Below are 15,983 nucleotides of genomic sequence, written 5' to 3' on the forward strand. Positions count from 1 at the left end.
TTTTTTAAATTACTTTAAATAAATCTCAAATAAAGTTTATATGTGAAAAAACAATATACAATAGACTTGGTGCAAAACTAAGGTAATTCAAAATTATATATTCCTGCTATTAAATTAAATCTTAATGCAAATCTTCGTATTTTATTGCGATATTTTAAAGTTAAAATTTTAAAACGTTTTAGTTTAGCAAATACGTGTTCAATTTTAATTCTAATTTTGCTTAAAGTTTTATTGTATTCTTTTTGAATTGGTATTAATTTATTGTATTTACTTTTTTTAAATGGCAAAAATGTATTTTTATGAATATTTTGTATTCCTTGATAACCTGAATCAACAAAAACTTCTTTTTCTGGATGAATAAAAGTTTTAGATTTTAAAAGTAATTTAAAATCATGAATGCTTCCAAAACAAAAAGCGGTTGAAATAATTTTTTTATTTAAAATATCAATAATTATTTGCGATTTAAGAGTATGATGTTTGTTTTTACCCGAAAAAAGTAATTTTAGTTTTTTTTAATTCTTTCAATTGGAGTTTCAGTAGCATCAATAGCTAGTAAAGTATTATTGATTCCTTTATTTTTGATTAAATCTTTTTTGCCAGATAAATTAAAAATTCCACTTTTTATTAAAGTATTTTCAATTCAAAAAATATTACGAATGCAGCTAGTATGACTAATATTATATCTTTTTGCAATAACTCTATAACTACTATACTCTTTTCAGTATTCTAATGTCATTAATAAACGATTTTCTATTGATAATTTATTAGGTTTACCACCAACTGCTTTTTTAATTGCTTCAGCTTTTTTTAAAATTTCAACCATTTTTTGAAATGTTTGTAGTTTTATTCCCACTAAACTATAAAATTCTTGTTCATCTTTGTATTTTTTTAACATAATAATTATCACCTTTGATATTAATAATAACCGTTAAATTATTAAAATTAAAGGTTTTGCACCAAGTATAATATATTTTTTCAAAGATAAAACTAAATAAAAAAACTATTTATTTGATTTTAAGCAAATTAATAAAAACACCTATAAGTTTTATTTTAATATATAATTTTTCATATATGAAAATAACTTAAATGATATTTAACATTAAAAAAATGTTTTTTTAATTTTCATAAAGCAAAAATGGTTTACAAAAAATATTAACTAGATATAGTAAATTATTATTTTTTTAACAATAATATCTGTATACTAAAATTATATGAAAAATAAAATAGTATTTTACACAAAAATGTTAACACTATATAATAAGAGTTTTTATTAATATAAAAAAGGAGTAAGAAATGCGTTTTATAGATGTAACAAAATTAAAAGTTACTGCTGGCAAAGGTGGTGATGGTGTTGTTGCTTTTCGTCGTGAACTTTATGTAGCCAAAGGTGGTCCATCTGGTGGAGATGGAGGAAGAGGCGGTAATATTATCTTTATTGGTGATTCGGGTATGAATACTCTATTAGACTTACGTAAAAATAAAGAGATAACTGCTGAAGATGGTAAAAATGGTGCACCCAAAAATATGCATGGACGTAAAGGAACCAATACTTATGTAAAAGTTCCATTGGGTACCATTATTAGAGATAACAAAACTCAAAATATTCTTGGTGATATTATTAAAGATAAACAAGAAATAAAAATTGCTGCCGGTGGTCTTGGTGGACGAGGAAATGCTCGTTTTGCTTCGGCAATAAATCGAGTACCTAAAATATGTGAAAAAGGAATGCCTGGACAACATTTTGAAATAATTTGTGAGTTGAAATTATTGGCTAATGCCGGATTAGTTGGGTTGCCTAACGCCGGTAAATCAACATTATTAGGAGCTATTTCTGCTTCAACTCCAGCAGTTGCTGATTATCCTTTTACTACTCTTAATCCGCATTTAGGTGTTGTTAGAGTTGATAAAAATAATAATTTTGTTATGGCGGATTTGCCTGGATTAATAGCGGGAGCTAGTTTAGGAAAAGGATTAGGTTTACAATTTTTGCGTCATATTGAACGTTGTCAAGTTTTAGTACATATGATTGATATTAGTGATAAGACTCAAGATCATTTTTTAAATTATCAATTAATTATGAGTGAATTAGAAAGTTATAATAAAGATTTGACAAAAAAACCGCATTTAATTGTTGCAAATAAAATTGATTTACCAGATGCAGAAACTAATTTAGAGAAATTAAAAGAACAAATTAAATTACCAATAATTGCAATTTCTGCTATGAAACATATTAGTTTGGATATATTAATTAAAGATATTGCTAAAGCTGTTGAAAAAGAACAACTGCATCAAGTTAATAATGATGAAAATAATGAAGAACATATTCTTTATGAATATATTAATAAAGAAGAAGTTCCACAAGTTTTTATTACTAAAATTGCAAGTAATCAATGAACTATTTCTGGTAAAACCGTTGAAGTAATATATCAAAAAAATCCTTTAAATAATTATCATAATATTTTATTATTTAAAATTAAATTACAAGATTTAGGAATTTATGATGAATTAAGAAAGCAAGGAATAAAAAAAGGTGATCATGTTAAGATTTTTAATTATGATATGATTTGAGAAGAAGAATAAAAAAGGGCAAAGGAAAATAGGAAATGGAAATAGTAATTAGTTTATTGGTAGTTATTTTAATTATTAGTAGTATTGGTGGATTAATAATTTATATGCAAATTAAAAAAAGTCAGAATGTTACTAGTGACCCAATTGCACAAGATTTTTTAAAAATGCAAGTAGAAACTTTAAAAGAACAATTAAATGATTTTAAAATATCATGAAATGGTTCAGATCGTGATAAAACCGAAAAATTAATTAATTTAATGAGTAATATTGATAATTTTCAAAAAAATTTAGATAAAAAAGAAGATGATTATAAACGCAATGCTGATGTCATTCAAAGACAAGTAGTAGATGTTATTAAAGATTTAGCAAAGTTACAAGAATCATCAACTGTTTTAGGAAAAATTAATGATAATATTCAAAGTTTACAAGAAGTTTTTATTAATACTAAAAAACGTGGTAATGTTGGTGAATTTGTTTTAGAAAAAATTTTGACTAATATGTTGGGTTCAAATCAAAAATTATGAGAACGACAATATAAAACAATTGATGGCAAAGTTGTTGATGCCTATGTAAAAACAGATTCTGAAAAAGAAGGAATTGCTATTGATTCAAAGTTTTCAATTGATAACTATCAAAGGTATTTAGTAAGTGAAGATATTAAAGTTAAAGAAAATTATTTAAAAGATTTTCGTAATGATATTCGTAAACGAATTGATGAAGTTGGAAAATATATTAATATTAAAAATAAGATTTCTAGCGCAGTAATGTTTATTCCTTCTGAAGAAATATTTGCTTTTATTTACGCACAATTTGCTGATGATATTGTTGAATATGCTTTTAAGAAACGTGTTTGAATTACCTCTCCTACTACTTTATCCGCTGTTTTATTTACAGTTGATAAAAATCGTAAAGACATTGATTTCAATAAAAATTTAGAAAAAATGGCAAAAAAATTACGTTTATTCAAAGATGATTTTGATCGTTGGGTTGATAGATGAGAAAAAGTTAAGTCTGGTTTTGATACAACTAATAAAGCTATTGAAACTTTAGATAAAACCCATAATAAAATTGCTGGACATTATAACAATATTTTTGAAATGTCTGAAGAAATAAAAGATAGTGAATAATTATGAATTTAGAACAATATTTAGATGAAATTATTAAATTTTTACAAAGTGAAGTAAAAAAAGCAAATGCCAAAGGTTTAATTGTTGGTTTAAGTGGTGGTGTTGACTCGGCAGTAGTAGCATTATTGATTAAAAAAGCTTTTCCTAATGATCATTTAGCATTAATTATGCCTTGTTTTTCACCAGATATTGATTTAGAATATGCAAATAATTTAGTTAATATTCATAAATTAAATGCCAAAGTAGTTAATTTAAATAATGTTTTTTTAAGTTTTAAAAAAACATTAGAAACTGAAATTAATATAGAAAAATCAAAATTAATTTTAGGAAATTTAAAAGCTAGATTAAGAATGAATACTATTTATGCATATGCACAAAATCATAATTATTTAGTTGTAGGAACAGATAATAGTGACGAATGACACATTGGTTATTTTACTAAATATGGTGATGGTGGTGTTGATTTATTACCAATTATTCATTTGTTAAAAAAAGATGTTTTTGCTGCAGCAAAGATATTAAAAGTTAATGAAGAGATCATTATTCGTAAGCCAACTGCTGGTTTATGAGATGGACAAACCGATGAAATGGAAATGCAATTTAAGTATGAACAATTAGATCAATATTTACTAGGAAATAAATCATTAATACCATCATCAGTAATTAATAAAATTGAATTTATGCATCAGAATAGTGCACACAAAAGAATACCTGTACCGCAAGCTCCAAAATGAACAAGAAAAAAATAAAGGAAGCCACTTAGCCCTTTTTACTAGACCATTAATTTAAAAAACCTGAATGTATTCTAAAAACAATTGTGTTATATAATTAACACTAATTTTAACCTGAAAGGATTTTTATTAATGGATAAAATTAAACAAATAGCATTAGTAATTAACAAATTAAATATCAAAGAAAAAATTAAAATTATTGATGATTGTAAAAATCAATATTCAATTAGAAACCTATGTCAATATCTTCAATTAAACAGATCAACATATTACTTTTTAAAAAATAAACAAAAACCTATTAAAAAAGAAGAAAATCATATTATTAAATGCAATCATAAATATCAAAAAATATGCCAACTTTTAATCGAATTTCATTCTACAAGAAAAGGCAGAATTTATGGATATTTAAGAATTTTTTCAGCTTTTAAAGAGTGATTAAAACAAGAAAAAAATATCATTTTAAATATAGAATTATCAATAAAACAAATGCGAAAAATTATGAAAGAACACAATATTCAAGGATTAAAACAAACTAAAAATAACTATCCTAAAAACAAAAAAAATCCAAATAAGTGAATACCTACAATGGATAAAGTAAACAAAGATTATAAAAGTACAACCTCTTCAAATCAAATTTGATCAATGGACACTAAACAAATAAATACTAAAGAAGGATGATTATATCTTTTTGTAATTATTGATTTTTATTCAAATAATGTTGTTAGTTATAATATTGCTCCTAATAAATCATATCAGGATTTAATTCTTCCTGCTCTTGAAAAAATCAACAAACAATTTTCTTGAAATCAAATAAAAAATGTTATTTTACATTCAGATAACGCCAACGAATTTTATTGTCACGATATCACAAAATGAGCAGAGGATAAACAAATAATTTTGAGCAAAAAACAACCTTATGATATTGGTGGTAATGTATTATCTGAAAACTGATTTTCTCATTTATCTCAAGAATGACTACCTAAAGGATCAAATCAATATTTATCCATCAATGAAGCTATAAATGATGTAAATCAATATGTTATGTTTTATAATTATGAAAGAATACATTCTAAATTTCTAAAACCACCAATTTTACAAATTAAAATTTAGAATTTTATATCAAAAATGGTCCAGTAATTAAGGGCCAACCACCAACCACCGAATGAGAATATGGCTGGACATTCACAATATGCAAATATTAAACATCGTAAAGATACCCAAGATAACAAACGTGGTAAAATTTTTCAAAAATTATCAAGAGAAATTTATGTTGCTGTTAAATTAGGTCGTGCAAATGTTGAAAATAATCCACGATTAAAATTAATGTTAGAAAAAGCACGACGTATAAATATGCCAAAGGATAATATTAATCGTGCTATTAATAAAGCTAGTAATAAAAATGAAACAACTAATTATGAAGCAGTCACTTATGAAGGATATGGACCAAGTAATATTGCCATAATTATTCATTAGACTTGGTGCAAAACTAAGGTAATTCAAAATTATATATTTCTGCTATTAAATTAAATCTTAATGCAAATCTTCGTATTTTATTGCGATATTTTAAAGTTAAAATTTTAAAACGTTTTAGTTTAGCAAATACGTGTTCAATTTTAATTCTAATTTTGCTTAAAGTTTTATTGTATTCTTTTTGAATTGGTATTAATTTATTGTATTTACTTTTTTTAAATGGCAAAAATGTATTTTTATGAATATTTTGTATTCCTTGATAACCTGAATCAACAAAAACTTGTTTTTCTGGATGAATAAAAGTTTTAGATTTTAAAAGTAATTTAAAATCATGAATGCTTCCAAAACAAAAAGCGGTTGAAATAATTTTTCCATTTAAAATATCAATAATTATTTGCGATTTAAGAGTATGATGTTTGTTTTTACCCGAAAAAAGTAATTTTAGTTTTTTTAATTCTTTCAATTGGAGTTTCAGTAGCATCAATAGCTAGTAAATTATTATTGATTCCTTTATTTTTGATTAAATCTTTTTTGCCAGATAAATTAAAAATTCCACTTTTTATTAAAGTATTTTCAATTCAAAAAATATTACGAATGCAGCTAGTATGACTAATATTATATCTTTTTGCAATAACTCTATAACTACTATACTCTTTTCAGTATTCTAATGTCATTAATAAACGATTTTCTATTGATAATTTATTAGGTTTACCACCAACTGCTTTTTTAATTGCTTCAGCTTTTTTTAAAATTTCAACCATTTTTTGAAATGTTTGTAGTTTTATTCCCACTAAACTATAAAATTCTTGTTCATCTTTGTATTTTTTTAACATAATAATTATCACCTTTGATATTAATAATAACCGTTAAATTATTAAAATTAAAGGTTTTGCACCAAGTCTATTGTTTAACTGATAATAAAAATCGAACTGCAAGTAATATTCGAAGTTATTTTAATAAATTGGGTGGTCATTTAGCTGCTACTAATTCTGTTCAATATTTATTTCAAACAACGGGGGTAATTCAATTTTCAAGTTTATTATCAGTTGAAGAAATATTGGAGTTAATAATTGATTTTGAAATTTTTAATATTGAAAAAAATGAAGATATTATTGATATTGAAGTTAATCCTAAACAGTTAAATGCTGTAACTAATTTATTAGAAAAAAATAATATTAATGATTTTATTAGTAATGAAATTGTTAATATTCCCCATGAATTGATTACCATTACTGATCAACAACAAATTAAATTAATTGATATATTGTTAGAAACAATTGAAAATGATGATGATGTGCTTTCAATTGAACATAATTTTAAAAAATAAAAAGGTTTATTTTTCTTTTTCATCTAATTAATAGTAAGAATAGAAAAGGAGGAATAAGTTATGGATGAATATTTTTAGGTATTATTAAAGAATTTTATGAAAATAAAATTATTTTTGAATGTAATGATCATGGATATATTATTGAAGGTGTTAATTTACAAACATTACCATTAAATATTAAAGTAAAAATTTATGTTTATTTTCATCAAAAACCAACTTATGAACAATTTTTTGGGTTTGTATCAAAACCAATAAAAACCTTTTTTATTCACTTACTTAATATTAGTAATATTGGACCAAAAACTGCTTTAAGATTATTAAATCAACTATCACTTGATAGTATTAAGTTGGCTATAAGCAAACAAGATTATAAGATATTGCAACAGTGTAAAGGTATAACTCATAAAATTGCTAATAATATTATTAATTATTTTAGTAATCATATTAAAGTAGTAAGTAATTTAACAACTAGTCAAAATGAAAAATCAGATTTAGTATTTGATACATTATTAAAATTAGGTTTTAGTTCAATAGTAATTAATAATTTTTTATTAAGAAATATTAATTGAGATTTGGCAGTTGAAGAAATTATTGCATTAGCTATTAAGGAAATAAAATATGGGTATTAGTAGTTTTAATAATTTTGTTGGACAAAATAATGTTATTGAACGTATTCTAATTTTAATCAAAGGTAGTAAAATTCAAAATATTGCTTTAAGTCATATTTTATTGATTGGTCCTCCTGGTATTGGAAAAACAACTATTGCACGATTAATAGCAGAAGAATTGCAAGTAAATTTTCATAGTTTAGAAGGAACAAGCATTAATAAAACTAGTGATATTATTAGTATTTTAGCAAATATCAAACAATCTGATATAGTTTTTATTGATGAAATTCATGTTGTTAACTATGAAATATTAGAAGTATTATATTCTGCATTAGAAGGTAATTTTATTAATATTATGATTGGTAAAGATTATAATAATAAAATTGTTAAAATTAATTTACCCACTTTTACATTTATTGGTGCTACTAATAAAGTAGGAATCTTAACTAAAGCGTTGATAAGTCGTATTCCTAATATTTTACAATTATCTGATTATAATTATCAGGATATTAAAAGTATTATTTCACAAGTTTCTTTGAGTTTAAATTGAAAATTAGAAAATAATATAATAAATATTATTGCTAATCATTGTTGTAATATTCCGCGACTCATTATTAACATCATTAAACAATTGTATAATTATTGCGTTGTTATGAATGTAGATTTAAATGAAACTAATATTTTGCAAATTTTATTTTTTTTGCAAATTTATCCTTTAGGGTTAGATAGTTTACAATTGGCATATTTAGCATTGTTTAATAATGTAAATTTAGATAAAAGTTTGAGTATTGAAACTATTTGTCAACTTTTGAATGAAGAAAGAAAAAATCTTGAAATTCATTATGAACCTTGACTTATTCATTAGACTTGGTGCAAAACCTTTAATTTTAATAATTTAACGGTTATTATTAATATCAAAGGTGATAATTATTATGTTAAAAAAATACAAAGATGAACAAGAATTTTATAGTTTAGTGGGAATAAAACTACAAACATTTCAAAAAATGGTTGAAATTTTAAAAAAAGCTGAAGCAATTAAAAAAGCAGTTGGTGGTAAACCTAATAAATTATCAATAGAAAATCGTTTATTAATGACATTAGAATACTGAAAAGAGTATAGTAGTTATAGAGTTATTGCAAAAAGATATAATATTAGTCATACTAGCTGCATTCGTAATATTTTTTGAATTGAAAATACTTTAATAAAAAGTGGAATTTTTAATTTATCTGGCAAAAAAGATTTAATCAAAAATAAAGGAATCAATAATACTTTACTAGCTATTGATGCTGCTGAAACTCCAATTGAAAGAATTAAAAAAAACTAAAATTACTTTTTTCGGGTAAAAACAAACATCATACTCTTAAATCGCAAATAATTATTGATATTTTAAATGGAAAAATTATTTCAACCGCTTTTTGTTTTGGAAGCATTCATGATTTTAAATTACTTTTAAAATCTAAAACTTTTATTCATCCAGAAAAACAAGTTTTTGTTGATTCAGGTTATCAAGGAATACAAAATATTCATAAAAATACATTTTTGCCATTTAAAAAAAGTAAATACAATAAATTAATACCAATTCAAAAAGAATACAATAAAACTTTAAGCAAAATTAGAATTAAAATTGAACACGTATTTGCTAAACTAAAACGTTTTAAAATTTTAACTTTAAAATATCGCAATAAAATACGAAGATTTGCATTAAGATTTAATTTAATAGCAGGAATATATAATTTTGAATTACCTTAGTTTTGCACCAAGTCTATTGTGGTTTAATTACTAAGACAACTAAGGGTCGTAAAATAACAATTATTGGTAAAGAGTATATTAATAATAATATAATTTTATTTAGAAAATAATTATTTTTGATATTACTGTAAAACAATTGTTATTTATAACGAATGTTGGTATTCTTATATAGTGCTTAAATAATATATAATCTATGTTTATACAAATAAATTGATTTAGGAGTGAAGAAATATGAACACTTCTTCTAAGACAAGAAAAACTAAAAATCTTGGATTTTTTTTAAGAATTTTTAGTTTAATAATTATTGTTTCTACAATAATAATTTCAGTAGTGTTTAGTGCTAAATATGTTGAAAATAATAGTAAATTAAGTATTGAGTTTGCTGGTGGTTATCAAACACAAGTTCAATATGATGGTAAAGATAAACAAAAAGATGTTATTAATTTATTAAAAGACAGAGTTGACCCTTTAGGTACTAGTAACGTTGACATTGAAAGCATTACTAGCAGTAATAATAATAAGTATAATTTAGCGTTGAGTAAAGATGCGGGAGTTGATATTTCTACTTTTGTTCATAGTGTATCACGACGTGGTTATTCTTATATTGTTGATAAAGATGGTAATGACTTATTAGCAACCGAAAAGAAAGATGACAAAGATACTACTTGAACAAAAAGAGATAAAAGATTATTAACTAGTGATGTGTTTTCTGCTATTAAAGCTGTTAATAATTCTGTTACTCATCGCCCAGAACTTGTTTTTGATGTTAAAAATGATTCAGTTTTAAAAGAACTTACTTCTGCCAAAGAAAATACATTTTACATTTATTCAGATATTGGTCAGTTATTAGATTATATTCGAAGTAGTATGGAGGGTATTCGCTCCCTTGCTTTTATAATTGATAATCTTAAAAATGATACTGATGGTAAGATTAAAGCATCATTAACATCATTATTAGATAATAATACACCAGGTCTTGGTAAAGGTACTGATATTTTAGCTAGAGCTAAAGCACAAGACCCTACTTTAGCACGACTATTAAATCCTAATCAAAATGGTCAATTTGGTATTAATTGAATTTATTCTGATAATTTAGGTTCAGTTCATAGTCTTTCTGTTGATACTAATGATGAAAAAAATACATATGATCCTGCTAATCGCTTTGATCCTTTTGCTTCCCCTATTGTTGGTTCACCTATGAATGCATGATTGCCTTATATTAAAGATTTATTACGTTTACCAGATGTTTCAGATATTTTACATGAAGATGTTATTGATTATCGTTATATTCCATATTGAGTTGGTGAAGTTAAAGTAACTAACAATAGTATTTCAATTAATTCAGATACTTTTAATCTTGAAACAGTTGAACAAATGAAAAGTGTTTTAACATCAGGATTGTCAAAAAATAATTTTACTATGTTATCTTATGCTAATGTTAGTCCAACGCTAGGTGCAACATCTTTAAAAATTGCAGTTGTTATTATTATATTAGTTACCTTTGTTCTTATGACTATTGTTCTGTTTTATTATCGTATGTTAGGAGTTATTGTTCTAATTATAATATCATTATTTTTATTATTTACTATTATTAGTTTTGTTTTCATTAATGGCATAATTGCTCCTGAAAGCGTAATTGCTTTAATTATTGGTTTTGCACTATTATTAGATACGATTATTAATTTGTTGGAACGTTTTAAAAATAAATATATGCAAGGTAAAACTTTGATTAGTGCTTTTAAATCAGCAAATAAGAAAACATTATATTCTTCATTAGATTGTAGCGCTATTATTTTAATTGTTAATTTAACTATTTTCTGATTTGGAACTCGTGCTATCAAAGGTTTTATTATTATGACTTCTATTGCTACTTTTGGTGTAATTATTTTTGGAATTATCTTATTAAGATTAATGTTATGAACATTATTACGAAATAACTGGTTAGAAAATAAACCTCAACTTTTAGGAACTAATAATATTAGTAGAAAAAGCACTATAGTTTTAAATAATTCAATAGATACAAATAATATTAAAACTGATGATAAAAAAATAAAAAAACAATTAATTTCAGAAAAATGTCAGTTTAAAATTAATTATAAAAATAAAGTTAAAGCATTAATTAAAAAATTTAAAGTTGATAAGCAGCAATTAAAAAAAGAACATAGTAAATCAAGATCAGTTTATAAGTCAAAAGTAAAAGATTTAAAATTAAATCTTTCACAAGAAATTAATAAATTGAAACAAGAATTAATTAATGCATTAAAACCGTTAAAAATTCAAATAGTTAAAGCAAAAGACAAAAAAATATTAGTTAATTTTAAAAATGTTTTTTCAAAACTTAAAATAAGTAACTGAAATTATTTTCATAAATTAACAAAATGAATTCTTTCAGGTTCTGCTGTTATTGTTCTTGCTTCAGGTATTACTTATGGTGTAATTGGTTCTAATTTTGGTTCTGGTTTTGATCAACGAACTGATTTTGTTGGAATGGGTACAATTACTCAAGATCCAAGTGATCCTAGTTACAATATTATTAAAGAAGCAGAATTAGCAAAAGATTTTATTAATAAAGAAATTCAAAATAATAGTCAATTTAGTAAATATTTTAAAAATATTAATTTTTCCTTAATTGCTGGTGGTGAAGGAAAACCATATCAGTTTAAGATTATTGTTCAAACAACAGTAAATTCTCAAAGTATGCAGCAAAGGTTTAAGAATTTTTTAGGAGAGATTACTAGAAATTGAAAACAAGAATCTATTTTACAATGAGGAGAAATTGATCTAGTTGTTGCTAAGTCAGGTGTAGATTTATTAGTTAATATGATTATTTCAATTGCTTTATCTTTTATTGTTATTTTAATTTATATTATTATTAGATTTCAATTGACTTATGTTATTCCTTTAATTTTAGCTATTATTTTTAGTTTACTAATGACACTTGCTATTATTAGTATTTTCCAAATTGTAATTTCTACTTCAATTGTTGGAATATTATTGGGAGTAATGATTTTAACAATAATTAGTATTATGTCAATTTTTGATAATATTCGTGAAATTAAGATTAATAATAATCAAACACAAGTTATTAGCACAGAAGAAATAATTCAAATTTCAAATAAAAGTGTTCAAAAGGCTTTACTAAGAACATTAGTTATTAATGGTGTAGTGTTAATAACATCAGTAATTGTTATGTTTATTATTCCTAGTTTCTGAATAGTTAGTTTATCATTATTAATAGGTTGTATAGTAAGTTTAGTATCATCTTACTTTATTGCTCCTTTTATTTGAACTTATTTTGAGAAATGAAGAGTTTATAGATATAAAAAACGTATTAATAAAATTAAAAAACATTTCATTGGTGCAGATGAATATGTTATTAAAGGTATTAATGAATAGGTGGTTGCAATGACAAAAGAATCATTAAAAAAAATTATTATTAATATTCCTGATTTTCCAATTAAAGGTATCCAATTTAAAGATATTAACCCAATATTAAGTAATCCAGAAGCATTTCAAAGTGTTGTTAATATTTTTGTAGATTTTATTAAAAAATGTGGATCAACAGCAATTTTAGCACCTGAAGCAAGAGGATTTATTTTTGGTGCTGCTATAGCATATAAGTTGGGTATTAAATTAGTTCTTGCACGTAAAAAAGGTAAATTACCAGGTAAAACCTATAAAGTAACTTATGATTTAGAGTACGGTACTGCTATATTAGAAATGCAGCAAAATGTACTTTCAACAAAAGATAAAGTAGTAATAATTGATGATTTGATTGCAACTTCAGGGACAATTAATGCTTGTCTTAATTTAATAAAGCAAAGTAACGCTCAATCAGTTGGTATTGCTGCTTTAATTTCGCTTTCTGAATTTGCTAATAAACATCATTTTGATAATATTCCGCTGTTAGAAATAATTAAGTTTTAATAAGTAGTAAATAATGAATAATTTAACTTGTAAAGATTTTAATCAATTATTAGCGGAAGCAAAAACATTTATCAAAGATCCTAAGCAAATTACAAAAATTAAAGTAGCTTATGAATATGCATTATTAAAACATAAAGATCAATATCGAAAGAATGGTGATCCTTATGTTTATCATGTTTTATCAACAGCATACAATTTAGTATTATGGCATTTAGATGTCTCTTCAATACAAGCAGGATTTTTACATGATATTTTAGAAGATACACCAACAACTTTTGATGAGTTAGTAGCAGAATTTGATTTGGAAGTTGCTAATTTAGTTTTAGCTGTAACTAAAGTTAGCCATTTTGCAAAAGAAAAAAGAAATGAAATTAAAGCTAATTATTTACGTAAATTATATTTAAGTTTAGCTCATGATATTCGTGTCATTATTATTAAAATGGCAGATCGTTTACATAATATTAGAACTATTAATTTTTTAAATCCTGAAAAACAAATAATTATTGCTAAAGAAACTTTAGAAGTTTATGCTTCTATTGCTCATCGTCTAGGTATGCGTAAATTACAATCAGAACTAGAAGATCGTTCTTTTGCAGTATTACATCCTAAAGAGTATAAAAAAATTGATAACCTTATTAATTTAGATCGTGAAAAACGTGAAAAATTAGTTAATGAAATTATTAAAGAATTAAGTAAAACATTATCACAACATAAAAATTTAATTTTTAAAATTTATGGTCGTAGTAAACACTTATATTCTATTTATCGTAAAATGTATTATTTTGGAAAAGATTTTGATGATATACATGATATTTTAGCAATTAGAGTTGTTACTAATTCTATTGATAGTTGTTATGCCATTTTGGGTTATATTCATCAAAGTTTTACTCCTGTTCCGGGTAGATTTAAAGATTATATTGCAACACCAAAAAATAATATGTATCAATCATTACATACATCTGTTGTTTTTGATAATGAAATTTATGAATTACAAATTAGAACTGAAGAAATGGAAGATTTTGCTGAAGTAGGTGCAGCTTCGCATTGAAGATATAAAGAAGGGGAAAATAAAAATCCTAAGAAACGTCAAGCAGAAATTGATGAAAAATTAAATATTTTTCAAGAAATATTAAATTTAAATGACTTAAATCCAAATGTTGATGAAAACATATTAGCAGATAATATTGCCAAAGATAATAATTTAGAAAAAGAAATTCGACAAGATATTTTTAGTGATTTAATTTATGTATTAACTCCAAATGGTAATGTTATAACATTACCATTTGGTTCAACTGTTTTAGATTTTGCTTTTAAAGTTCATACTGAAATTGGTGAAACAACAGTGGGTGCAAGAATAAATGGTATTTATTCTCCTATTAATACTGTTTTAAAATCAGGGGATATTGTTGAAATTAAAACTGCTAAAACTGCACGTCCTTCTCGTGATTGATTAAATATTGTTAAGACCAATTTTGCTCAACATAAAATAAAAAAATATTTAAATAATCAGCAAGAAAAATTTAATCAAGAAAATAAAATTAAAGATACAGAAAACAAAGAGAAAATAAAAAAAACAAAGGAAAAAATAGAAGAATATATTATTGAAAATCACATTCGTTGAAAAATTGCAAAACGTAATGTTATTATGTCAAGAATTAGATCATTAAAATATAAAACGTATGAAGATTTTTGCTTAGATGTTGCTAATGGAACTTATACAATTGAACAGGCGGTTACTACTATTTTATATAGTGATTCAGCAACATTTCAAGAATTAAAAACTAAACAACAAACAACAATGAATTTAAGTAGTAATAATGAAATTATTATTGAAAATGCCTCCAATACTAAAACATCATTGGCTCATTGTTGCTTACCTATTCCTGATGAACCAATTGCGGGTTATATTACTAAAGGGCAAGGTATTAAAGTTCATCGTTTAATTTGTCCTAATGTTAGTTTGCCAGAGCGGAAAGAACGTATTATTGATACTAAGTGAAATTTATTAGCAACCAGTCATCATCTTTATAATTCAAAAATTCAAATTCAATATTTAGATCGACCAGCATTGATGACTGATGTTTTAAATATTTTGTGCTATTTAAAGGCACAAATTCAAAGTATTGATGCTAATAATAAACTTAAGGAAAATCATGGAAGTTTAAAAATTTTAATTAAAGTTTCTAATATTGAACGTTTACATCAAATTATTTCATCAATTAAAAAAATTCCTGATATTATTGCAATAAACAGAATAATTATGTAATATTTTAGTATAATATTTTCAGCATTTAAAAGTAAATTTAGGGTAAACATTAAGAGACGGTGTGGTTGGTGCAAACACTGGTTAACTAATTTTATGACATTAAATAGCTTGTATTATTAATTAATTAAATATGATAAATTATAATTAAGTGCATTTATTTTGTAAATGAATTAGGATGGTACCGCGTTAAGAAACGTTCCTAAAATAAA

15 protein-coding genes and 1 pseudogene are annotated in these 15,983 nt (G+C 24.0%); 13 read left to right on the plus strand and 3 right to left on the minus strand.

Going from position 1 to position 15,983, the window contains the following annotated elements; translation table 4 throughout:
* Positions 1-77 precede the first annotated feature (77 nt).
* A pseudogene (locus AAHM96_RS02305) lies at positions 78-895 on the minus strand (IS5 family transposase).
* Positions 896-1,293: 398 nt separating this feature from the next.
* Here AAHM96_RS02305 and obgE point away from each other — a divergent pair.
* The 5 genes from obgE (at position 1,294) to AAHM96_RS02330 (ending at position 5,899) form a co-directional block, all read left to right on the plus strand.
* Positions 1,294-2,580 (plus strand): GTPase ObgE, encoded by a 1,287-nt coding sequence (gene obgE, locus AAHM96_RS02310; RefSeq protein ID WP_342273466.1) that lies wholly within the window; start codon positions 1,294-1,296, stop codon positions 2,578-2,580.
* A gap of 23 nt (positions 2,581-2,603) precedes the next feature.
* Positions 2,604-3,695 (plus strand): DNA recombination protein RmuC, encoded by a 1,092-nt coding sequence (locus AAHM96_RS02315; RefSeq protein WP_342273467.1) that lies wholly within the window; start codon positions 2,604-2,606, stop codon positions 3,693-3,695.
* A gap of 2 nt (positions 3,696-3,697) precedes the next feature.
* Complete coding sequence (nadE, locus tag AAHM96_RS02320; protein WP_342273468.1) at positions 3,698-4,444, plus strand: NAD(+) synthase; 747 nt, start codon at positions 3,698-3,700, stop codon at positions 4,442-4,444.
* Between the two features lie 114 nt (positions 4,445-4,558).
* Entirely contained in the window at positions 4,559-5,536 is a 978-nt protein-coding gene (locus tag AAHM96_RS02325) for an IS3 family transposase (RefSeq protein WP_342272762.1), read from the plus strand.
* 60 nt (positions 5,537-5,596) lie between these two features.
* Positions 5,597-5,899, plus strand: coding sequence for a hypothetical protein (locus AAHM96_RS02330; protein ID WP_342273469.1), 303 nt, complete (start codon positions 5,597-5,599; stop codon positions 5,897-5,899).
* Positions 5,900-5,912: 13 nt separating this feature from the next.
* Here the strand turns inward: AAHM96_RS02330 and AAHM96_RS08410 are convergent, their stop codons facing one another.
* Together AAHM96_RS08410 and AAHM96_RS08415 are read right to left on the minus strand one after the other, a co-directional pair.
* Positions 5,913-6,359: a transposase family protein gene (locus tag AAHM96_RS08410; RefSeq protein WP_425288744.1), complete on the minus strand. Its 447-nt coding sequence runs from the start codon at positions 6,357-6,359 to the stop codon at positions 5,913-5,915.
* Positions 6,319-6,729, minus strand: coding sequence for a helix-turn-helix domain-containing protein (locus AAHM96_RS08415; RefSeq protein WP_425288754.1), 411 nt, complete (start codon positions 6,727-6,729; stop codon positions 6,319-6,321). Before AAHM96_RS08415 ends, AAHM96_RS08410 begins: the two co-directional genes overlap by 41 nt.
* A 56-nt stretch (positions 6,730-6,785) precedes the next feature.
* Between AAHM96_RS08415 and AAHM96_RS02340 the strand changes: the two genes are divergently transcribed.
* From AAHM96_RS02340 to AAHM96_RS02370, 8 genes are all read left to right on the plus strand, one after another.
* A complete protein-coding gene (locus AAHM96_RS02340; protein WP_342273470.1) occupies positions 6,786-7,223 on the plus strand; it encodes a YebC/PmpR family DNA-binding transcriptional regulator in 438 nt (145 codons plus the stop codon).
* Between the two features lie 83 nt (positions 7,224-7,306).
* A complete protein-coding gene (gene ruvA / locus AAHM96_RS02345; protein ID WP_342273693.1) occupies positions 7,307-7,852 on the plus strand; it encodes a Holliday junction branch migration protein RuvA in 546 nt (181 codons plus the stop codon).
* Positions 7,842-8,696 (plus strand): AAA family ATPase, encoded by an 855-nt coding sequence (locus tag AAHM96_RS02350; RefSeq protein ID WP_342273471.1) that lies wholly within the window; start codon positions 7,842-7,844, stop codon positions 8,694-8,696. The genes ruvA and AAHM96_RS02350 overlap by 11 nt, the downstream gene beginning before the upstream one ends.
* Before the next feature lie 67 nt (positions 8,697-8,763).
* Entirely contained in the window at positions 8,764-9,156 is a 393-nt protein-coding gene (locus tag AAHM96_RS08420) for a helix-turn-helix domain-containing protein (protein ID WP_425288755.1), read from the plus strand.
* A 2-nt stretch (positions 9,157-9,158) separates the two neighbouring features.
* Positions 9,159-9,581 carry a transposase family protein gene (locus tag AAHM96_RS08425; protein ID WP_425288769.1) on the plus strand — a complete coding sequence of 141 codons (423 nt, stop codon included), beginning with the start codon at positions 9,159-9,161 and terminating at the stop codon, positions 9,579-9,581.
* Positions 9,582-9,812: 231 nt separating this feature from the next.
* Positions 9,813-12,977, plus strand: coding sequence for a protein translocase subunit SecDF (secDF, locus tag AAHM96_RS02360; RefSeq protein ID WP_342273472.1), 3,165 nt, complete (start codon positions 9,813-9,815; stop codon positions 12,975-12,977).
* A gap of 9 nt (positions 12,978-12,986) precedes the next feature.
* Positions 12,987-13,508, plus strand: a complete 522-nt coding sequence (locus AAHM96_RS02365) for an adenine phosphoribosyltransferase (RefSeq protein ID WP_342273473.1) — start codon at positions 12,987-12,989, stop codon at positions 13,506-13,508.
* Positions 13,509-13,521: 13 nt separating this feature from the next.
* Complete coding sequence (locus tag AAHM96_RS02370) at positions 13,522-15,774, plus strand: RelA/SpoT family protein (RefSeq protein WP_342273474.1); 2,253 nt, start codon at positions 13,522-13,524, stop codon at positions 15,772-15,774.
* Positions 15,775-15,983: the final 209 nt, after the last annotated feature.

It is taken from the genome of Spiroplasma endosymbiont of Acasis viretata (assembly GCF_964031275.1).
Taxonomy (GTDB): Bacteria; Bacillota_I; Bacilli_A; order Mycoplasmatales; family VBWQ01; genus Spiroplasma_E; species Spiroplasma_E ixodetis_A.